Source organism: Pelomonas sp. SE-A7 (genome assembly GCF_030345705.1).
Taxonomy (GTDB): domain Bacteria; phylum Pseudomonadota; class Gammaproteobacteria; order Burkholderiales; family Burkholderiaceae_C; genus JAUASW01.
In genome coordinates this window covers 330,117-350,019 of the sequence record NZ_JAUASW010000001.1, presented here as the reverse complement: position 1 = coordinate 350,019, position 19,903 = coordinate 330,117, and the positions used below count along the sequence as shown (strand labels likewise).

At 68.7% G+C, this 19,903-nt stretch carries 22 protein-coding genes and 1 tRNA gene; 15 read left to right on the top strand and 8 right to left on the bottom strand.

Translation table 11 applies throughout. The annotated features are described in order from the left end of the window. Positions 1–52 precede the first annotated feature (52 nt). A complete protein-coding gene (locus QT382_RS01630) occupies positions 53–922 on the bottom strand; it encodes an alpha/beta hydrolase (protein ID WP_289252304.1) in 870 nt (289 codons plus the stop codon). A 209-nt stretch (positions 923–1,131) separates the two neighbouring features. On the opposite strand from QT382_RS01630, the gene QT382_RS01625 reads away from it, so the two are divergent. After that, entirely contained in the window at positions 1,132–2,346 is a 1,215-nt protein-coding gene (locus QT382_RS01625) for an arginine deiminase family protein (protein WP_289252303.1), read from the top strand. Positions 2,347–2,387: 41 nt separating this feature from the next. After that, positions 2,388–2,463: transfer RNA gene (locus tag QT382_RS01620), tRNA-Ala, on the top strand. Positions 2,464–2,514: 51 nt separating this feature from the next. On the opposite strand, the gene QT382_RS01615 is transcribed toward QT382_RS01620, so the two are convergent. Next, positions 2,515–3,024, bottom strand: a complete 510-nt coding sequence (locus QT382_RS01615; protein ID WP_289252302.1) for a hypothetical protein — start codon at positions 3,022–3,024, stop codon at positions 2,515–2,517. A 154-nt stretch (positions 3,025–3,178) separates the two neighbouring features. Between QT382_RS01615 and QT382_RS01610 the strand changes: the two genes are divergently transcribed. The 7 genes from QT382_RS01610 to QT382_RS01580 all read left to right on the top strand — a co-directional run bounded on the left by QT382_RS01610 (position 3,179) and on the right by QT382_RS01580 (position 12,153). Continuing rightward, the gene (locus QT382_RS01610; RefSeq protein ID WP_289252301.1) at positions 3,179–3,373 is read left to right on the top strand and encodes a hypothetical protein; all 195 of its coding nucleotides are present in this window, start codon (positions 3,179–3,181) and stop codon (positions 3,371–3,373) included. A 20-nt stretch (positions 3,374–3,393) separates the two neighbouring features. Beyond that, entirely contained in the window at positions 3,394–3,825 is a 432-nt protein-coding gene (locus tag QT382_RS01605) for a globin family protein (protein WP_289252300.1), read from the top strand. A 140-nt stretch (positions 3,826–3,965) separates the two neighbouring features. Then, entirely contained in the window at positions 3,966–4,691 is a 726-nt protein-coding gene (locus QT382_RS01600) for a response regulator (RefSeq protein WP_289252299.1), read from the top strand. Positions 4,692–4,697: 6 nt separating this feature from the next. Beyond that, positions 4,698–6,695 carry a hybrid sensor histidine kinase/response regulator gene (locus tag QT382_RS01595; protein WP_289252298.1) on the top strand — a complete coding sequence of 666 codons (1,998 nt, stop codon included), beginning with the start codon at positions 4,698–4,700 and terminating at the stop codon, positions 6,693–6,695. 188 nt (positions 6,696–6,883) lie between these two features. Next, complete coding sequence (locus QT382_RS01590) at positions 6,884–9,352, top strand: TonB-dependent receptor plug domain-containing protein (protein WP_289252297.1); 2,469 nt, start codon at positions 6,884–6,886, stop codon at positions 9,350–9,352. Positions 9,353–9,388: 36 nt separating this feature from the next. Beyond that, positions 9,389–11,491, top strand: coding sequence for a protein-disulfide reductase DsbD family protein (locus QT382_RS01585; protein ID WP_289252296.1), 2,103 nt, complete (start codon positions 9,389–9,391; stop codon positions 11,489–11,491). A 35-nt stretch (positions 11,492–11,526) separates the two neighbouring features. Continuing rightward, complete coding sequence (locus QT382_RS01580) at positions 11,527–12,153, top strand: redoxin domain-containing protein (RefSeq protein WP_353957248.1); 627 nt, start codon at positions 11,527–11,529, stop codon at positions 12,151–12,153. Positions 12,154–12,319: 166 nt separating this feature from the next. On the opposite strand, the gene QT382_RS01575 is transcribed toward QT382_RS01580, so the two are convergent. Further along, positions 12,320–12,664 (bottom strand): winged helix-turn-helix transcriptional regulator, encoded by a 345-nt coding sequence (locus QT382_RS01575; RefSeq protein ID WP_289252295.1) that lies wholly within the window; start codon positions 12,662–12,664, stop codon positions 12,320–12,322. A 71-nt stretch (positions 12,665–12,735) separates the two neighbouring features. Here QT382_RS01575 and QT382_RS01570 point away from each other — a divergent pair, with 71 nt between their 5' ends. Next, positions 12,736–13,020 carry a YciI family protein gene (locus QT382_RS01570; RefSeq protein WP_289252294.1) on the top strand — a complete coding sequence of 95 codons (285 nt, stop codon included), beginning with the start codon at positions 12,736–12,738 and terminating at the stop codon, positions 13,018–13,020. A gap of 78 nt (positions 13,021–13,098) precedes the next feature. On the opposite strand, the gene QT382_RS01565 is transcribed toward QT382_RS01570, so the two are convergent. From QT382_RS01565 to QT382_RS01545, 5 genes are all read right to left on the bottom strand, one after another. Then, positions 13,099–13,623, bottom strand: a complete 525-nt coding sequence (locus QT382_RS01565; protein ID WP_289252293.1) for a hypothetical protein — start codon at positions 13,621–13,623, stop codon at positions 13,099–13,101. Continuing rightward, positions 13,620–13,844: a DUF1161 domain-containing protein gene (locus QT382_RS01560; protein WP_289252292.1), complete on the bottom strand. Its 225-nt coding sequence runs from the start codon at positions 13,842–13,844 to the stop codon at positions 13,620–13,622. The genes QT382_RS01565 and QT382_RS01560 overlap by 4 nt, the downstream gene beginning before the upstream one ends. Positions 13,845–13,934: 90 nt before the next feature. Beyond that, positions 13,935–14,411 (bottom strand): DUF1801 domain-containing protein, encoded by a 477-nt coding sequence (locus QT382_RS01555; protein WP_289252291.1) that lies wholly within the window; start codon positions 14,409–14,411, stop codon positions 13,935–13,937. A gap of 5 nt (positions 14,412–14,416) precedes the next feature. Then, positions 14,417–15,550: a GGDEF domain-containing protein gene (locus QT382_RS01550; protein WP_289252290.1), complete on the bottom strand. Its 1,134-nt coding sequence runs from the start codon at positions 15,548–15,550 to the stop codon at positions 14,417–14,419. A 57-nt stretch (positions 15,551–15,607) separates the two neighbouring features. Then, complete coding sequence (locus QT382_RS01545) at positions 15,608–16,495, bottom strand: dienelactone hydrolase family protein (RefSeq protein WP_289252289.1); 888 nt, start codon at positions 16,493–16,495, stop codon at positions 15,608–15,610. A gap of 163 nt (positions 16,496–16,658) precedes the next feature. Between QT382_RS01545 and QT382_RS01540 the strand changes: the two genes are divergently transcribed. From QT382_RS01540 to QT382_RS01520, 5 genes are all read left to right on the top strand, one after another. Beyond that, complete coding sequence (locus QT382_RS01540; protein ID WP_289252288.1) at positions 16,659–17,222, top strand: hypothetical protein; 564 nt, start codon at positions 16,659–16,661, stop codon at positions 17,220–17,222. 89 nt (positions 17,223–17,311) lie between these two features. Continuing rightward, positions 17,312–18,157 (top strand): ABC transporter substrate-binding protein, encoded by an 846-nt coding sequence (locus QT382_RS01535; protein ID WP_289252287.1) that lies wholly within the window; start codon positions 17,312–17,314, stop codon positions 18,155–18,157. A gap of 16 nt (positions 18,158–18,173) precedes the next feature. Then, on the top strand, positions 18,174–18,872 hold the full coding sequence (locus tag QT382_RS01530) for an amino acid ABC transporter permease (protein WP_289252286.1): 699 nt from the start codon (positions 18,174–18,176) through the stop codon (positions 18,870–18,872). 1 nt (position 18,873) lies between these two features. Next, the gene (locus tag QT382_RS01525) at positions 18,874–19,563 is read left to right on the top strand and encodes an amino acid ABC transporter permease (protein ID WP_289252285.1); all 690 of its coding nucleotides are present in this window, start codon (positions 18,874–18,876) and stop codon (positions 19,561–19,563) included. A 13-nt stretch (positions 19,564–19,576) separates the two neighbouring features. Continuing rightward, positions 19,577–19,804 carry a SlyX family protein gene (locus tag QT382_RS01520; RefSeq protein ID WP_289252284.1) on the top strand — a complete coding sequence of 76 codons (228 nt, stop codon included), beginning with the start codon at positions 19,577–19,579 and terminating at the stop codon, positions 19,802–19,804. The last annotated feature ends 99 nt before the right edge of the window (positions 19,805–19,903 follow it).

Genomic DNA, 19,903 nt, shown 5'->3' with positions numbered 1-19,903 from the left:
GCAACGCTAACTCAAGGCCCGGCTCGTCGCAAATACAAAGCCTCAATCCACCTCATAGCAGGCCGCTATGCCAGCGCAGGCCCAGCAGGTGGCGGGCCATGCGGTGGACCCGGCTGTCCGGGTCGCAGAGCTCGTGCAGCACATTGAAGTGATGGCAGCCGGGCACCTCCTCGCAGACCGGCACCGCCCGCGCGCCCCAGGCCTCGCGTATCGCCAGGTTCTGACGCTTGAATTCCTCGCTTTCATCGCCGCCGACCAGGGCGAACAGCGGCGACTCCGGCGCCGGGAAGCGCACCGGGCTCAGCCGCTTCACTGCGTCGGCATCGAGGCGAAGGTCCTTCTGCAGGAACGGGGTCTGCATCAGCGGCGCCAGGTCGTGCAGGCCGGAGAGGGACATGGCGCCCTTGACCAGGTCGCGCGGCAACTCGGCGCCGACCGCCTTCCAGTCGCAGCAGCTCATCATGGCAGCCAGGTGTCCGCCGGCCGAATGGCCGACCACGACGATTCGACTGGAGTCGCCACCGTGCTCGTGGGCATGGCGCCAGACCCAGGCCAGGGCCTGCGCAATCTGCAGGGCGATGCGCTCCATGCTGACAGCAGGGCACAGCGCGTAGTTGGGCACGACCACCAGGGCACCTTCATCGGTGAAGACCGGGGCAACGAAGCTGTGGTCCGACTTGTCCAGCGCCCGCCAGTAGCCGCCATGGATGAAGACCAGCACCGGCGCGTTGGGTGCGGCAGCCGGGAACAGATCCAGCGTCTCGCCGGCTTCGCTGCCGTAGCGCAGGTCCAGCCGGCATTCGGTCTGCGAGCGCGCCAGCGCCGAGGCTTCGGCCCAGCGGCCCAGCAGCACGGCGGCCTCCGGCACCCGGGCCCGGTTGTTGTACTGCGCATCGAACCAGGCAGTGTCATGGCGGGCCATGGAATGCTCCGAGCGAAGGACCAAAGCAAGCAGTGTCTCAGCGCCACGAGGTGCGCCGTCTTGCAGTAAACCCGCAGCGCCGGTCGTCCCCTCTTCGAGCGACCTTGCTGGCCATCGCTTGTTGCGCCTGTTACCAGTTGGGGATAGGCGCGGGCCGCTGCCCTCGCCTAGTCTGGTGCCGCAGTACTGATAGAGACGGACGTAGCGACATGGATCCATTGCTGGGCGTGCATTCGGAACTCGGGCGCCTGCGCCAGGTGCTGGTCTGTCGCCCCGGACTGGCGCAGCGGCGGCGCCAGCCCGGTGCGCTCGGCACCGGCCTCTTCGACGCCCAGCCCCTGGTCGACCAGGCCATCGAGGAGCACGGCCGTTTCTGCGCTGCGCTGCGGCTGCTCGGCGTCGAGGTGCTGGACCTGCACCAGCTGCTCAGCGACACCCTGGCCCGCCGCATCGCCCGCAACTGGCTGCTTGACCGCTGGCTGGCGCCGGGCCGGGTCGATGCCGAACTGGCACAGACGCTGCGCCCCTGGCTGCAGGACCTGCCGGCGGCCGACCTGGCCGAGCGCCTGATCTCGGGCTGGCAGCGCGCCGAGCTGCCCTTCGAGATCAGCGAGCCTCAAGGCCTGCAACTCGCGGCCGCGCTGCCGAGCACGCCGCTGCTGCCGCCCCTGCCCTACAGCGTGCTGATACGCGATGCCAGCGCCTGGATCGCCAACGGCGTGGCCCTGGCCCGCAGCGAGCAGGCCGAGCGGCGCGACGAATCGCTGCTGCTCGGCGCGGTCTACCACTTCCATCCCCGCTTCGTCGGCTGCAACACCGGCTGGTGGGGCGAGGCCGAGCAGGATCCCGGCCAGGCCTGGCTGTCGGGCGGCGACGTGATGGCCTTGAACAAGGACCTGGTGCTGCTCGGCATAGGTCCGGCCAGCACCATTCAAGCGGTGAGCCAGCTGGCCCGCAACCTCCTGACCCGCGGCGGCGCCGAGCGCGTGCTGGTGGCGCAACTGCCCATGCAGCCCCCGGGCCTGCAGCTGGACCGCCTGCTCTGCTTCTGCGACCGCGACCTGGTGGTGGTCTCCGGCAGCCTGCTCAATGCGGTGCGGACTTTCAGCCTGCGCCGCGGCAAGCGCGACGACGCCATCGAGGTGCACGCCGAGCCGCATCCGCTGCTGCAGGTGCTGGCCGATGCGCTGGACCTCAAGCAGCTGCGCGTGGTGGTCAGCGGCGGCGACCCCGGCGGCCCCTGGGAAGACGGCGGCCAGCTGCTCGCCACCGCCCCGGGCCAGGTGCTGGCCTGGCAGCGCAACGTCCACACCAACGCCCTGCTGCGCGAGGCCGGCATCGAGGTCATCGAGCTGCCCGGCGGCAGCCTGGGCCGGGCCGGCAGCCATGCCTATGCCTGCCCGATCAGCCGCGAGCCGCTTTGAGCGCCACGGAAAAAAGCACCGCTATACTTTTTTCCGTTGTCGGGGGGGTAGCTCAGCTGGGAGAGCGCCGCGTTCGCAATGCGGAGGTCGGGAGTTCGATCCTCCTCCTCTCCACCACCACAACACCGGGGCCCTGTCGCGAGACAGGGCCTCTTTCTTTTCGGAGGCCTACTCGTCGTGCTTGGCCCAGAGCGAAGGCGCGGCCACACGGGGGCTGCTCTTGCGGGTCCTGAGCACCGCCTCGAAACCCTGCTGCCCGCCGTTCCAGGCGGCCGTCACCAGGCCGGCGAGGTCTTCGAGTGACAGCTGGGCCAGGTCGCTGCGGAACCTCTTGATGGCCGGCACCAGATTGCCGCGCGGCACGTCGGGATGCGTGACCAGCACGGCCTGGATGGCGCTGTAGGCATCGGGGCTCTGCTGGCAGATCTCGCGGATGCGGCGCAGCGATTCGCGCGGGTCGGCCTGGCGTTCGGGCGACAGCCAGGGCAGCTCCTGGGTCGCCTGCTCGCGTTCGGCGCGCGCCAGCCGGCAGGCCACCAGCAGGTATTCGCAGTCGCCGGCCTGCAGTGCCTGCTCCTCGATCTCGGCCTCGGCCAAGTCGCCTGGATACCGCACCCCAACGATCTGGCGGAGCTGTTCGCGCAGCTCCTGCACCCGGGCTTGAAGTTCACTGCTCATCGCGCCCTTTCCCCGGCTGCGGCCGGGATGGCCGATCTTGCCGCCGAACAGTCGCCGCTTGCAACAACTGAAACCCGCGAACCAAGCACCCGATACGACAGTGAAACGGCAGCGGCCGACAGTCACTCCCGTCGAGACCGAACCGGAGACCGCCATGTTCACCACCAAGCCTCAAGCCGCCGCACCGCTGCTGCCCCCGCTGGGTCGCAGCGAGGCTTTCGCCGAAGACCTGCAGGAGCTGCTGGCCGAACCGCAGGCCCACTGGCGCCGCGAGCTGGCCCTGCTGCTGGCGCCGTTCGGACTCGCCGTGCTGGGCGGCACCCTGCCGCTGATGTTCATCATTGCCTGAAGACCCCTGGAGAAGCCGCCATGACCCTGACCCGCACCCAGATCGACCTTGTCCGCCACAGCTTCGCCCTGGTCGAGCCCATCGCTCCCCAGGCCGCCGCCCTGTTCTACAGCCATTTGTTCGCCGCGGACCCGATGCTGCGGCCCATGTTCCGAGGCGACATGCAGATGCAGGGCCAGCGCCTGATGCAGATGATGGCGGCCGCCGTCTCGCTGCTGGAGATGCCCGAGCAGCTGAACACCGCCCTGCGCAAGCTGGGCCAGCGCCATGTGGGCTACGGCGTGCAGGACCAGCACTACCCCACCGTCGGCGCCGCGCTGATCCGCACGCTGAGCGACGGACTGGGCGAGCAGTTCACGCCCGAGGTCCGCGCCGCCTGGGTGACGATGTACGCCATGGTCAGCCAGGCCATGATGGACGCGGCCCGCGAGATGGAGCCGGCCGCGGCCTGATCCGTAGCTTGACTGAAACATTTGAAACCCGGCCTGAAACCGGGCTGTTACCCGCAGCCGCCATGCTGGTTTCCATGACCAGTACCGAGATACTCCCTGGCTATGATTCTGCCGACCCGGCAGCGCAGAGCGGCAACACGATGACCCAGCAAGCCCAGGTGATGGTGGTGGACGACGAGCCCGAGCTGCGCACGCTGCTGGGTGAGTATTTCCAGCGCCATGGCCTGCAAGTGCTCACCGCCGGCGACGCTGCCGAGGCCCGCGAACTGCTGCAATCTCAGGCGCCGGCCCTGATGGTGCTGGACGTCAATATGCCGGGCGAGTCGGGCCTGTCCCTGGCCCGCTGGCTGCGCGAGACACGGCCGCAGATCGGCATCGTGATGCTGACCACGGCCAGCGACCCGGTGGACCGCATCGTGGGCCTGGAGCTGGGGGCCGACGACTACGTGCCCAAGCCCTTCGAGCTGCGCGAGCTGCTGGCCCGCGCCCGTGCCGTGATGCGCAGGCTGGCCGAGCGAAGCGCGCCGGCGGCCCAGGCCGTTGCGCCGGCCGAGACCGGCCGCGTGGCCTTCGGCGCCTGCCGGCTCGATCTGGAGCAGCGCCGGCTGTACAACGGCGAAGGCGGCGAGATCGAGATCACGGCGGCCGAGTTCGACCTGCTGGCCCTGTTCGCCCGCCACCCGAACCGGCCGCTGAACCGCGACCAGATCATGGAGCAGGCCCACAACCGCGGCTGGGACGTGTTCGACCGCTCGATCGACCTGCGCATCATGCGGCTGCGCCGCAAGATCGAACGCAACCCCGACAAGCCCGAGCTGATCAAGACCGTGCGCAACGTCGGCTACGTCTTCATTCCGCAGGCCTGAAGCGCCGTGGCCGACGCCCTGCCCCTGCGCCTCCCCACCCTGCCCGGTTGCGGCAGCCTGGAGGCGCTGGGCCAGGTCACGCTGCCCATGCTGACGGCCCTGCTCGACCAGGTGCCGGCCCGTGTCGTCGCGCTCGACCACGAGGAGCGGCTGGTCTACGCCAACGACGAATTCTTCCGCTTCACCGGCCTGGCGCCCGCCCAGGTGCTGGGCCAGCACATCGCCCGCATCATCGGCTCCGCCGCCTATGGCGCCTACCAGCCGCTGAAAGACCAGCTGCGCCGCGGTGAATCCGTGGGTTGGGAAGGCTGGATCGAACTGGCGGCCCGAGGCCGCCGCTACATGCGCGAGCACCTGATACCGACCGGCCCGCCCGAGGATCCGCTGCGCTCCCTGGTCATCATCAGCCTGGACTGGACGGCGCTGCAGCAGCGCGATGCCGAGCTATCGGCCAAGCTCGAGGAGCTCGAGACCACGCAGGCCCTGAAGGCCTCGATCGTCGACCATGCGCTGGCCGCCCTGGTCTCCACCGACGAGCACGGCTTGGTGGTCGAGTTCAACCCGGCTGCCGAGGCCATGTTCGGCATCCGCCGCGAGCAGGCGCTGGGCCAGCTGGTGGCCGCGCTGATCATTCCCGAGCGCTACCGCCAGGCCCACAACGAAGGCATGGCCCGCCTGGCCGGCGGCGGCGCGGCACGGGTCATTGGCCGGCGCATCGAGATGTCGGCGCTGCGCGCCGACGGCACCGAGTTCCCCATCGAGATGGTGCTGTGGCGCACCTCGGTGGCCGGCCGCGCCTATTTCACCGCCTCGATGGCCGATCTGACCGAGCGGCGCAATGCCCAGGCCGAGATCGAGCGCCAGCGCGAGGCCCTGCGCCAGAGCGAGAAGCTCACCGCCATGGGCAGCCTGCTGGCCGGCGTGGCCCATGAGCTGAACAACCCGCTGGCCATCGTCATGGGCCGCGCCGCCCTGCTCGAGGAAAAGCTGCACGGCCATGCGCTGGCCGGCGACGCGTTGCGCATCCACGAGGCCGCCGAGCGCTGCGGTCGCATAGTCCGCACCTTCCTCAACATGGCCCGCCAGCGGCCCACCGAGCGCAGCATGGTGGCGCTGAACGAGATGGTGCGCGCCGCCGTCGAGCTGATGCACTACAGCCTGCGCAGCCACGGCATCGAGGTGCAGCTGGCACTGACGCCGGAGCTGCCGCAGGTGCATGCCGACCCCGACCAGATCGGCCAGTTGGTGCTCAATCTGCTGGTCAATGCGCAGCAGGCCATGGCCGCCAGCGAGGGCCGGACCCGCAGCCTCAGCATCAGCAGCGGCCTGGAAGACCGCCGCTTGGACCGCGCCCAGCGCATCTGGCTGCGGGTGCAGGACAGTGGCCGCGGCGTGCCCACCGAGCTGCAGGAAAAGATCTTCGCGCCCTTCTTCACCACCAAGGCCGACGGTGCCGGCACCGGCATGGGCCTGTCGGTCTCGCGTTCGATTGCGCGCGAGCATGGCGGCAGCCTGGTGCTGGAGAGCAGCAGCGACAGCGGCGCCAGCTTCCGGCTCAGCCTGCCGGTCAGCGGTCTGGCTGAGGTGGTCACCGCCCCGACCCCGCTGGAGGCGCTGGACCAGGGCGCCGAGGCCCGGGTGCTGGTGGTCGACGACGAAGCCGAGATCGCCGACCTGATGCGGGCTTTCCTCGAGGGCGCCGGCTTCGAGGTGGCCACGGCCGAGTCCGGCGCCGTCGCCCTGGCCCTGCTGCAGGAGGCGCAGTTCGACCTGATCGTCTCCGACCTGCGCATGCCCGACATGGACGGCACGGCGCTCTGGCGCGCGGTCAGCGAGCTGTCGCCGACCCTGGCCCGCCGCATGGTCTTCGTCACCGGCGACACGCTGTCGGCCACGGCCCGCAGCTTTCTGGACAAGACCCGCTGCCCCAGCCTGGACAAGCCCTTCACCAAGCCCGAGCTGCTGGCCGCCGTGCGCCGCCAGCTCGAAGGCGACAAGGCCTGAACGGCCCCGGCGGCGGCATCCGTCCGCCGCGCGCAACACCCTGGTAGCAACCCTCTGGCAGGGCGCATTGCGCCCGATACGCTCGCTGCGCGCGCAGACGCACCAGAAGTGCGCAGGGACGCGCCACCAAACCCGTCAGCCAATCAAACGAATACGAGGGCCCCATGCGAATCCTGCCGAAACACGCGATGAATTCCCGTCCCGTCCTGCGTCCCAGCCTGCTCGCCGTGGCGGCAGCGCTCGCGGCCCTGCCCGCGCTGGCGCAGGACGCCAAGCCGGCCGACGACAAGGCCAAGAGCCTGGAGCTGGTCACCGTGACCGGCAGCCGGGCCTCGATCCGCAGCGTGGCCGATTCAACCTCGCCGGTCGATGTGATCGACGGCGCCACCATCGCCGCCAGTGGCGCGGTCGAGCTGGGCCGGCTGCTGCAGGAGCTGGCGCCCTCGTTCAACTTCCCGCAGAGCTTCGTGTCGGACGGCACCGACCTGATCTGGCCGGCCTCGCTGCGCGGCATGGGCCCCGACCAGGTGCTGGTGCTGGTCAACGGCAAGCGCCGCCACCAGCAGGCCCTGGTCAACGTGCAGCAGAGCATTGGCCGAGGCTCGGCCGGCACCGACATCAACACCATCCCGGTCTCGGCCATCGAGCGCATCGAGGTGCTGCGCGACGGCGCCTCGGCCCAGTACGGCTCGGATGCCATCGCCGGCGTGATCAACATCGTGCTCAAGCGCACCAAGGAAGGCGGCTCGGCCAGCGGCGAATACAGCCAGACCAGCAAGGGCGACGGCGACAGCTGGCGCATTGGCGCCAACACCGGCTTCCGCGTGGGCAATGGCTTCCTGAGCCTGACCGCCGAATACCTGGACCGCGGCGAGACCAACCGTGCCGGCCCCGATTCGCTGCGCGTCTCGCCGGCCAAGGTCACGCAGCGCATCGGCGATGCCGCCACCAAGAGCAAGCTGCTGTGGCTGAACGCCGAGGTGCCCATCGACCAGCTGGAGTTCTACGTCTTCGGCGGCCTGTCCAGCCGCGAGGGCAATTCCTCGGGCTTCTACCGCTCGGCCGGCGACGGCCGCACCATCCCGGCCCTCTACCCCAATGGCTTCCTGCCTACGTTGCTGACCACCACCGACGACTGGTCGCTGGCCGTGGGCCTGCGCGGCCAGTTCGCCAAGGAATGGAGCTGGGATGCCAGCCTCAACCAGGGCCACAACCAGTTCGAGTTCGCCTCCAGCAACACGGCCAACGTCAGCTGGTACTACGAGCCCAAGCCGGGCGGCGGCATCTACGCCGACACGCCGACCTCGGCCAAGGACGGCACGCTGCGCTTCCGCCAGACCACGGCCAACTTCGACGTCAAGGGCCAGCTCGATTGGGGCATAGGCAAGGAGCCGCTGTACGTGGCGGCCGGTGCCGAATGGCGCACCGACGGCTTCCAGATCGTGGCCGGCGACCCGGTCTCCTACGCCTATGGCCGCACCAACAACGGCAACATCTTCATCGCCAACCAGACCGGCAGCGCCGCGGCCGCCGGCATCCAGGGCTTCCCGGGCTTCACGCCGGGCACCGAGGTGGACAAGTCGCGCCACAGCCTGGGCGTTTATGCCGATGCCGAATCCTCGGTGACCGACAGCCTGGTGCTGGGCGCGGCGATGCGCTTCGAGGACTACTCGGACTTCGGCAAGAACGCGACCGGCAAGCTGTCCATGCGCTTGCGCGCCAATGAGGCCGTGGCCTTCCGCGGCTCGGTCAACACCGGCTTCCGCGCGCCCGGCATCCAGCAGCAGTACTTCAGCCAGGTCTCGACCACGCTGGGTGCCCAGGGCAAGCTGACCGACACGGTCACGGCCCGCCAGGGCAGCCCGCTGGCCGCGGCCTTCGGCATCCAGCCGCTGAAGGACGAGCGCTCCAAGAGCGCCACGCTGGGCATGACCGTGACGCCTGCGCCGGGCGTCTCGCTGACGGCCGACTTTTACGACATCCGCGTCAAGGACCGCATCGTGTTCTCCAGCGAGATCGGCCCCGAGGCCAACTCGGACAACTGTGTCGATGCCAAGGTCTGCCCGGTACGCGTGATCCTGCGCGGTCTGAACCTGGGTGCTGCCACGCTGTTCACCAACGCCATCGACACCAAGACCACCGGTGCCGACATCGTGGGCCAGTACACGATGAAGCTCAGCGGCGGCGACACGCTGCAGATGGATGCCTCCTACAGCTACAACAAGACCAAGGTCACGGCCATCCACTCGCAGAGCTCGGTGCTGGCCAGCAGCGTGCTGTTCGACCAGACCCAGCGCACCCTGATCCAGGAGGCGCTGCCGCATCACCGCGCCATGCTGGGCGGCACCTGGCGCACCGGCGCCTGGCGCATCAACCTGAACAACACCTACTACGGCGAGGTCAGCGGCCAGGGCTTCACCGGCGTCAAGCAGACCTGGAGCGGCAAGTGGCTGACCGACCTGTCGGTGGGCTACAAGTTCAGCAAGCAGTTCGAGGTGACGGCCGGCGGGCAGAACATCTTCAATGTCTATCCGGACAAGTGGAGCGATGCCGCCGGCTTCCCGCTCAATGCCCTGGGCTTCACCTACGGCTGGGAGACCCTGCCCTTCGGCCTGAACGGCGCGCGCTACTTCGTGCGCGGCAAGTACAGCTTCTAACGGCAGCATGGCGCGATGGGCCGTACCATCGCGCCCATGTCGAGATTCCCGTTTTTTCTCTCCCTGGTCCTGCTGGGTTCTGCGCTGGCCGCCACGGCCAGCCAGGCCCAGATCTTCGCGGCCGACCAGGCCCGCACACCGCAAGTCGAAGTCCGGCTGCTGAGCGATTCCGCCAGCGTGCAACCGGGCCAGCGCCTGGTGCTGGCGCTGGAGCAGCGCATAGCGCCGCACTGGCACACCTACTGGAGCAACCCCGGCGATTCCGGCCAGCCCACGGCCATAGCCTGGAAGCTGCCGGCCGGCGCCACGGCCGGTCCGATCCTGTGGCCCACGCCGGAGCGCATAGACATTGGCCCGCTGGCCAACTACGGCTATTCCACCCAGGTCCTGCTGCTGAGCGAAATCCAGCTGCCCAAGGACCTGCAGCCGGGCCGCGACCTGGCTTTCGAGGCCGCCGTGACCTGGCTGGTCTGCAAGGACATCTGCCTGCCGCAGGAAGCCAAGCTCAGCCTGCATCTGCCGGTGGCGGCCAAGGCCCAGGCCTCGGTGCAGGCAGACAGCCTCAAGGCCGCGCGCACGGCCCTGCCCGGCAAGGCGCCCTGGCCGGTACAGGCCCAGCGCGATCCGCAGGGCAAGCTGCTGCTGAGCTGGCCGGCCAAGGGCGAGGCGCCCGGCCAGGCCCAGTTCTTCGCTGCCCAGTGGGGGCCGGTCCGCCACGCCGAGGTGCAGACGCTGAGCCGCGAAGGCCAGCAATGGCAGCTCAGCCTGGCGCCGGGTGAGTCGCCGCTGGCCGCGGGCCAGAAACTGCAAGGCCTGCTGGTGCTGGGCGAAGGCGCGGACCGCAAGGCCTACCAAGTCGACCTGCCACTGCGTGCCGCATCCGCCGAAGGATCCACGAGCAACGGCGAGGTCGTTGCGCTGCTGCCTGCGCTATTGCTGGCCCTGGTCGGCGGCCTGGTGCTGAACCTGATGCCCTGCGTGTTCCCGGTGCTGTCCATCAAGGCCTTCAGCCTGGTGCAACAAGCCCATGGCCATGCCGACGAGGCCAGGCGCCACGGAGTCGCCTACACCCTGGGCGTGCTGGCCAGCTTCGCCGTGCTGGGTGCTGTGCTGCTGCTGCTGCGCGGCGCCGGTGCCGAGATCGGCTGGGGCCTGCAGTTCCAGTCGCCGCTGTTCGTGCTGGGCGTGGCCTGGCTGCTGTTCGGCCTGGGGCTTTCGCTGTCGGGCCTGTTGGAAGTCGGTGCCGGCCTGGGCGGCGTTGGCAGCAGCCTGGCTGAGAAGCGAGGCCTGGCCGGCAGCTTCTTCAGCGGGGTGCTGGCCGCCGTGGTGGCCACGCCCTGCACCGCGCCCTTCATGGGCGCCGCCGTGGCCTATGCCTTGCAGCAGCCGGGACCGCAATTGCTGGCCGTCTTCCTCAGCCTGGGCCTGGGCCTGGCCCTGCCCTATCTGCTGCTGAGCTGGTGGCCGGCCCTGCAGAGGCTGATGCCGCGCCCCGGCGCCTGGATGAATGTGCTCAAGCAGGGCCTGGCCTTCCCCATGTATGGCGCGGCCATCTGGCTGGTCTGGGTGCTGGCCCTGCAGGGCGGAGCGCAGGCGGTGCTGATCGCGCTCTGCGGCATGGCCCTGATTGCGCTGGCAGCCTGGCTGCGACAGGTCAGCCGCCATGCCCGCAGCGCACCGTGGCGGCGACTGGGCCTGGCCTCGGCCCTGGGCGCCCTGATGGCGGCCCTGATGCTGGGCGCAGGCCTGCCGGTGGCGGCACCGCAGAGCGCGGCGGCCGGCGTCGCCGAGGCGGGCTTCGAGCCCTATACGCCCGAGCGTCTGACCGAGCTGCGCGCCGAGGGCAAGCCGGTCTTCGTCAACCTGACCGCGGCCTGGTGCATCAGCTGCCTGGTCAACGAGAAGGTGGCCCTGTCGCGGCCCGAGGTGAAGGCGGCATTTGCCGAGCGCGGCATCCACTACCTCAAGGGTGACTGGACCCACCAGGACCCGCGCATCAGCGCCCTGCTGGCCGAGCATGGCCGCAGTGGCGTGCCGCTCTACCTGTACTACCCGAGCGGCGCCGAGCCGCGTATCCTGCCGCAGCTGCTGACGCCCGGTCTGGTGCTGGACGAACTGCGCGCCGACAAGAAAACCTGATCCACCGCACCCCTTCATCCCTCAAGGAGTTCGAGATGATGACCCTGCCCGCCACCCGCCGCCTGCTGATCGTCGGCGCTCTGTCCCTGCTGTCGGCCGGCCTCGCCCAGGCCCAGGCCCAGCTGGACCAGGCCGCCCCCGGCTTCAGGGCCCAGACCGCCGACGGCAAGACCGTGGACCTGGCCAGCCTCAAGGGAAAGACCGTGGTGCTGGAATGGACTAATCACGACTGCCCCTATGTCCGCAAGCACTACAACAGCGGCAACATGCAGGGCCAGCAGAAGGACGCCGCCGCCCATGGCGTGGTCTGGCTGCAGGTGATCTCGTCGGCACCCGGCGAGCAGGGCTATGTGGAAGGCCCGCAGGCCCTGGAGCTCAACAGCAAGCGCGGCGCCGCACCCAGCGCCACGCTGCTCGACCCCACGGGCCAGATCGGCAAGGCTTACGGCGCCCAGACCACGCCGCACATGTACATCGTCAACCCCGAGGGCCAGCTGGTCTACAAGGGCGGCATTGACAGCATCCCCAGCAACAAGGTCGAGGACCTGGCCCGGGCCGAGCCCTATGTGAAGCAGGCCCTGGCCGAGATGGCGGCCGGCCGCAAGCCCAACCCGGCGAATACGCGGCCCTACGGCTGCTCGGTGAAGTACGCCAAGGGCTGAGGCGGGACCAAGGACAGGCCACTGCGGCCTGTCCGACGCCCGCCGAGGGCCCAGCTGCATGCAGGCAGCTGGGCTGAGGCGGCGCATGGACCTCGGAAGAGGTCAATGGCTGCCGAAGGCCCGGCTGCGATACCAGCAGACGGGCTGGGGCGGGACCGAGTGCGCCTTAGCCGCCCGATTGCTGTTCCAGCGCCTGCGCCCACTTGTCGGCCCAGCCGCGCAAGGGAGCAATGCAGCGTAGCAATTCCTGCCCCATCCCGGTCAGCACATAGCCCCCTTCGCCCGGCTCGATCAGACCCACCTCGCGCATCTCGCCCAGACGGGCGTTCAGGACGCTGGACGACACCTGGTCGCAGCAGGCCTGCAGGTCACGAAAGCTACGCGGCTGCTGTCCGAGTTCCCAGAGGATGCGCATGGCCCAGCGCCGCCCGAGCAGGTCCAGCAGCGCCATGATCGGACGACCCGTGGTCGAGCCACGGGCGGATGTTCCGGGTCGGGGGATTGACTTCATCTTGGCTGCTTCTAAAATAGAAGCGTCTTGTTTCTTGCCCATTTTGGCGACCCCATTGTCCGGAGTGTTCGATGTTTCTTGTTGATCTGACCTTTGTTAAACCACTGGAACTCGTGGATCTCCAGGTGCAGGCGCACCGCGAGTATCTGCAAGGTTTTTATGAGCGCGGCGACCTGTTGCTGGGCGGGCGCAAGCAGCCCAGGACCGGCGGCATCATCTTGTCGCGCCAGGCGACGCTCGAAGACGTCAAGGCCGTCTTCGATGCCGACCCGATGGTGGCCGGTGGATTGGCCGAATACGCCGTCACCGAGTTCCTGCCCGTGATGAAGGCGAAGGCCCTGGAAAACCTGGTCTGACCGTCGACCGCAAGACCAACGCGGCGAACACCAAGCCGCAAGTCTGCTCACTGAAGTAGGCCAAGGGGCGAGAAGCGCTCAGGAGGCGGCCTCGAGCCGCCTCGCTGCCGAGGCCAGCAGCGCCCGCGAATACAGCTTGTGAAAGCCCAGCAGTGCACTGAACATCCAGCCCATGCTCGCTTGGCCGGTGGCCTTGTCGACATGGGGCACGACGGCTGAACCGAACAGCAGCCGGGTGCCCCGCCCCTCGGACAGCGGTTCGACCATCAACCAGGAGCGCGTGCGGCCGGCGATGTCGCAAAGCAGCAGCTGGTCGGTCGCCCGTCCTTCGACACGCCAGGCGGCGAAATGCTCAAGCCGGCCCGCGCCCAGCGCTCGTGCATCGGCGTCGCTGGCCGGCCGCTTCAGCAAGCAGGCGATCAGCCAGCGTTCCAGCTTGAACAAAGAGGTCGAGTAGAAGGCCGCCACGAAGTCGGCATGGCTGTGGCTGCTGGCCAGCTCCGTGGCATAGCAGTCGGTGAAGGCACCCGACTCCCGACAAGCCTGCAGCAGCGCTTGAGCTGGCAGCTCCGCCGGCCTCACGCGGCCCTTGGCCGCGCTCATTTCTTGGCGTAAACGATCTTCTTGGTCCCGCCTTCGCAAGTACCGACCTGCTTCTTGTCCGAGGCCTGGTCCAGCGGCAGCACCTCCAGCACATGGTCCTTGACGCCCTTGGCATCGAGCTTGGCGGCGATCTCCGATTTCAGCTCTTCGCAGGGCTTGCCGGCCGCCAGAACCTGGCCGGTCGCGGCCGCAGCCAGCACAAACAGGACGACATGTTTCATGAAATCTCCAGAGGATGGAACTGCGAGGATGGGTTGCGCGACGTCTCGGCCAAGCCCTAACGTCGACATGAAAGGCCAGTCTACCCGGGCTCAACGGCCGGGCCGCCGCGCCCGCTGCTTCACCGACACCGCGCGGATCACGGTCCGCAGCGGTGGTGCTGCGGACAGCGCCGCCTCGCTGGGCTGGATCGCGGCCCGTATCAGGGCCAGCACATCGGCATTCTCAAGATCGGCCGGCTCGGCCAGGCGCAGGCTGCGCACCTGCTTGCCCTCTCCCTTTAGCAGGCCCTTGGGATCCGGCAGCTTCACGCCCCAGAGAAGACACAGGGTCACCCAGCGCGGAAAGCAGGCCAGCGACAGCACGGCCTCCGAAGCGCGTTCGTTGGGACCGTAGCCGAAGACCAGGGAGTTGTAGTTGTCGTAGACGAACTCGATGCCGCGCGGAAACAGGGCCTGCATGCGGCGCCGGCAGTCGGCGATCTCCTCGATCATGCGGGCGTCGTAGGCGGCGATGAAGCCGGCGATGCGGGCCTCGGTGTCGTCGACGGCGACCGCCTGCTTGCCCATGTCCTTCAGTCGGTAGCGGTGAAGGAGCCCGGGTCGACATCACGAACCACCCGGTTGCGCCCCCCTTCCTTGGCCGCATAGAGCGCCTGGTCGGCCTGCTTCAGCAGGCCTTCGGCGATCAGGCGCGGCTCGCGCAGCTTCGGGTCTATGCGCAGCATGGCCACGCCGATCGAGGCGGTGACCGGCAAGCTGCCGCCACCGGGCAGCGGCAGCGGCCGGGCGGCGATGGCGACACGGATGCGCTCGGCAATCTCGGCGGCATGCGCGGCATGGGTGCGCGGCAGCAGCACGACGAATTCCTCGCCGCCCCAGCGCGCGATCGTGTCGCCCAGGCGCAGCTGGCCCTGGATCAGCTGCCCCATCTGGCGCAGCACGGCATCGCCGGCGCCATGGCCATGGCCGTCGTTGATGCGCTTGAAGTGGTCGACGTCCAGGAACATGCAGGCCAGCGGATGGCGATAACGGATCGCCAGGCTGATCTCGACCATCTGGCGGTGCTCGAAATAACGCCGATTGTGAACACCCGTCAAGGCATCGGTCAGACCCGCCAACTTGACCCGCTCCTGGTTCAAGGTGCTTTCCAGGCAGACCGCAGTGATAGCACTGAGCCGTTCCAGGAAGTGCGTACCGGTGCCGCTCTCGTAGCGCTGCGGGTCGGCACTGCCGAAATGCAGGCTGCCTATCAGCTGGCCATGGCGGCTCAGCGGCAGCAGGGCCACCGAGCGCAGCACGCGGGCCGGCACTTCGTCGAACAGGGCCGAATGCCGGACCGACTGGTACGGCCCCAGCCAGGGCTTCCAGGGCAACTCGTGCATCTGCTGCAGCGGCGCCGCCGAGTCCAGCAGGCGCAGGCCGGTCTGCATCAGGGCCACCAGGGCCGGCGGGTCGCCCTCGAACAGGCGGCGCAGCTCGCCTTCGCGGTCCACCAAGCTCAGGCTGATCTGCTCCACGCCGAAGGCCGAACGGTATTCGCCCAGCAGCAGCTGCAGCAGGGCCGGCAGCGTGTCGGCCGCGATCAGCGCCTGCTCCAGCTGATCGAAGCGCCTCATCTTTTCGTCGTTGGATCGCGCCGCGGCCAGCAGCGAATCCAGCTGGCGGCGCAGCGCTTCGTTCTCGGCCTTCAGTTGATCGACGAGCATGGGCTGGTGGACAGAGGACAGACTCGGGCCGCGAGTATGCCCTTGTTCGGCCCTTGCTCAGCCCAGCTTTTGCTTGAAGAAGCTGATCGTGCGATCCCAGGCCAGCTTGGCCGCGGCGGCGTCGAAGCGCGGCGTGGTGTCGTTGTTGAAGCCGTGCTGGGTCCCCGGGTAGACATGGGCCTCGTAGCGCACGCCGGCGGCCTTGAGCGCTTCCTCGTACTTGGGCCAGCCGGCGTTCACGCGCTCGTCGTTGGCAGCGTAGTGCAGCTGCAGCGAGGCCTTGATCCTGGCGGCCTCCTCGGCTGGCGCCTGGCCGCCGTAGAAAGGCACGCCGGCGGTCAGCTCGGGCAGCTGGGTGGCCAGGTAATTGACCACGCCGCCGCCGAAGCAGAAGCCCACGGCGCCCAGCTTGCCGTTGCATTCGGCCAGGCCCAGCAGGCCGCGGGCGGCGGCCACGAAGTCGGCGCGGGTCTTGGCGGCATCCAGCTTGCCGAACAGATTGCGGGCCGAGTCCTCGTCGCCCGGATAGCCGCCCAGCGGCGCCAGCGCATCGGGTGCGAAGGCCAGGAAGCCGTCCAGCGCCAGGCGGCGGGTGATGTCCTCGATGTGCGGATTGAGACCGCGGTTTTCATGCACCACCAGCACGGTGGGCAGCTTGGCCTGGGTGTTGAACGGCCGCGCCAGGTAGCCGACCACCTGGCCGTTGCCCTGCGGTGAATCGAAGCTGAGCTTGCGGGTGGCGATGCGCGTGTCGTCCGGCTTGACCACCTGGGCGGCGGCAAATTGCGGGCTCAGCGCCGCCAGCGCGGCCGTGGCCGCCGCCGTGCCGCCGGCCACGCGGGCCGCCTGGTCTATGAAGCCGCGGCGACTGAGATCGCCATGCACATAGAGGTCGAAGAGCTTGAGCAGTTCGGGCTGGAAGTCCTGGGCGGTCAGTCTTTGCATGCGCGGCCTCCGTGGGCGTTTGAGGAGAAGACGAAGTGCGAACTTTGTCACGAATCGCGACCAGCCTACCCGGACGGCGTGCGCCCAGCGACCGGCGGTCACCCGCGATTGCACCTGCGACCTAAGCTGGGGCCACCTCCTTCCTCCGCCACGGAACGCCGCCATGAAGTACCCCGCCCGCCTGCTCCCCCTCTTGTGTCTTGCGCTGGCCGCCCCGGTCGCGAGCGCCGGCCCACTGCAAGTGCAGTGGACCGATCCGGCCGGCGACACCAGTTCGGTCGGCGACCTGCGCAAGGTGCAGCTGAACTTCGACGGCGTAACCGGCGCCTGGACCGCCCATTGGTGGGCCGACGCAGCGAATCCCTTCACCGGCAATGTGCGCTTCAACCTCAATCTGTTCGACATGGCCCTGGGCAATCTGGGCACGGCCGTGGCGCCCCAGCTCTCGCTGTCGGCCATGCATGACTTCGGCGCCGGCTCGGCGCTGGAATACAGCTACGGCGGCACGGCCGCCTATCTGGCGAACTGGCATCTGGGCGACCCGGTCAGCACCGGCAACGGCACGAACTTCTATTCCGGCCTGGTGGACCTGAATGCCCCCGGCAGCCGCGACATCCTGCTGACCCAGGCCACCATCACCGGCGAGCTGCCCGAGCCGGCGCTGCCGGCGGCGCTGGGCCTGGGCCTGATGTTCTGGGTCCGCCAGCAGCGCCGCAAGCAACGCTGAACGCCCGCGGCCCGGGCCGGTCCGGTTGGCGCTGTCCTGGCGCTTGGCTATGCTGCGCGCCAAGCCAATCCCTACGCCACGGACCTGCCATGAACCGCCTCCTTGCCCGCTACTGCCGCCTCGGCGCCCTGCTCGCCCTGTCCCTGGGCCTCGCCAGCCCGCCGGCCCAGGCCGACCAGCTGGCCGACATCAAGCAGCGCGGCGAACTGGTGGTCGGCGTGCTGGGCACGGACGAGCCCAACAGCTTCATCGACCCCAAGACCCGCGAGATCATCGGCTACGAGGTCGACCTGGCGCGCGCCATCGCTGCCAAGCTGGGAGTCAAGCTGACGCTCAAGCAGATGGCCGTGGCCGCCCGCATTCCCGAGCTGCAGCAGGGCCGCGTGGACCTGCTGGCCGCCTCGCTGACCCACAACAAGGAGCGCGAGGCCGTGATCGCGTTCTCGCTGACCACCTTCGTGACCGGCCAGCAGGCCATGGTCAAGAAGAGCAGCGGCATCACCGCCCTGGCCCAGCTGGCCGGCAAGAAGGTCATCACGGTCAAGGGCGGCACGCAGGAGCCCAACACCCGCAAGGCCATCCCCAATGTCGAGGTGGTCACCTTCGACAACGGCCTGCTCGCCTTCCAGGCCCTGGCCCAGGGCAAGGGCCTGGCCTTCGTCAACGACGAGGTGTCGCTGCTGCGCCAGTTCAGCAACCTGGGCCCGGCCAAGGACCAGTACCTGATCCTGCCGCAGAACATCAGCAACGAGCCGCTGGCCCTGGGCCTTCGCAAGGGCGAGGCCGGTTTCAAGGCCCTGGTCGACGAGGTGCTGCGCGGCCTGGAAGGCTCGGGCGAGGCCGAGCGCCTGTTCATGAAGTGGTACGGCCCGGCCAGCAAGCTGCAATACCCGAAACGGACCTACAAGATAGACAGCGACAAGGTCGCCGACTGAAGCCCGCCGCGTCCGCATGCCCCATCTCGACTTCGGCCTGCTGCTGCGTGGCGACTATGCCGACTGGCTGCTGGCCGGCTGGCTGTTCTCGCTGCAGCTGACCGGCCTCACCCTGGTCTTCGCCCTGCCGCTCGCCACCGTGGTCGCCCTCTTGCGGCTCTCGCCCTTCGCGCCGCTGCGCGCGCTGGGCTGGGCCTATGTGGAGGCGATACGCAGCGTGCCCCTGCTGGTCCATCTGCTGTTCTGGTATTTCGGCGCGCCGGAAGCACTGCCCGAGAGCGTCAAGAGCTGGCTCTATGCCGGCAATGTGGAAGCGGTCAGCGCCGTCATCGCGCTGACGCTCTACACCGCCGCCTACATGGGCGAGGACATACGCTCCGGCCTGCGTGCCGTACCCAGCGGCCAGGTCGATGCGGCCCGCGCCCTGGGCCTGTCCTGGGGCTCGGCCATGCGCTGGGTGATCCTGCCCCAGGCCTTGCGCATCACCGTGCCACCGCTGATCTCGCAGACGCTCAACCTCTGGAAGAACACCAGCATCGCCACCGTCATAGGCACGGCCGAGCTGATGACCCAGGCCCAGCGCGTGGAGTCGGCCAGCTTCCGCGGCTTCGAGACCTTTGCCGTCGTCACCGGCGGCTACCTCATGATCTCGCTCCTGATCACGGCCCTGGCCGAGGGATTTCAGCGTCGCTATCCCGTGAGGCTGAGCCACTGAGATGTCCAGCTTCACCGAACTCGTCGATACCTACTGGCTGTACTTCCTGGTCGGCCAGTATCCGAACGGGCCGCTGGGCGGCCTGGCCCTGACCCTGGTGCTGGCCAGCCTGGGGCTGATCCTTGCGCTGCCGCTGGGCGTGCTGCTGGGCATTGCCCGCAGCAGCGAGCGCGCCTGGCTGCGCCGGCCGGTCTCGGCCCTGGTCTTCGTGGTGCGCGGCACGCCGCTCCTGATGGTGGTGTTCTGGGCCTATTTCTTTTTGCCGGTGGTCACCGGCCAGAAGACCGACCAGTTCGCCACCATGCTGACCGCCCTGGTGGTGTTCGACGCGGTCTACCTGGCCGAGATCGTGCGCGCCGGGCTGCAGGCCCTGCCCCGAGGCCAATGGCTGGCGGCGCGCTCGCTGGGCCTTTCGGAGGGCCAGGTCTTGCGCCTGGTGATGCTGCCGCAGGCGCTGCGCCACATGCTGCCCTCGCTGGTCAACCAGTTCGTCTCCACCATCAAGGAGACCTCGCTGGGCACCATCATCGGCCTGTCGGAGCTGAGCTTCGTGGCCGGCCAGATCAACAACCAGGTCCTGACCATGCCGCTGCAGGTCTATGGCTGCCTGGCACTTTGCTACTTCCTGATGTGCTTCGGCCTTTCGCGCCTGGCCTATGCGCTGGAAGCGCGGCAGCGCCGGCCCGCGTGATCCAATACCGGCCATGGACAAGGACGACAAGCTGCAGGCCCTGGAAGCGCGCATCACCGAGCTGGAGATCAAGGCCAGCTTCAACGAGGACCTGGTCGACCACCTGAACGAGCTGGTCAGCAGGCAGCAAGCCCAGATCGAGCTGCTGCTGCGCGAGCTGCTGCAACTGCGCACGCAGCATGGCGAGGCCGGCAGCGGCACGACGCGAAATCTGCGCGACGAGCTGCCGCCGCACTACTGAAGAGAACCCGCCGGCTTATCAGCCCGGCTCATTTGCTTATTCCGGATAAGCAAATTCAAAAACTGTTCTTCGTCGAATAAGCGCGCGGCGGCAGGATGC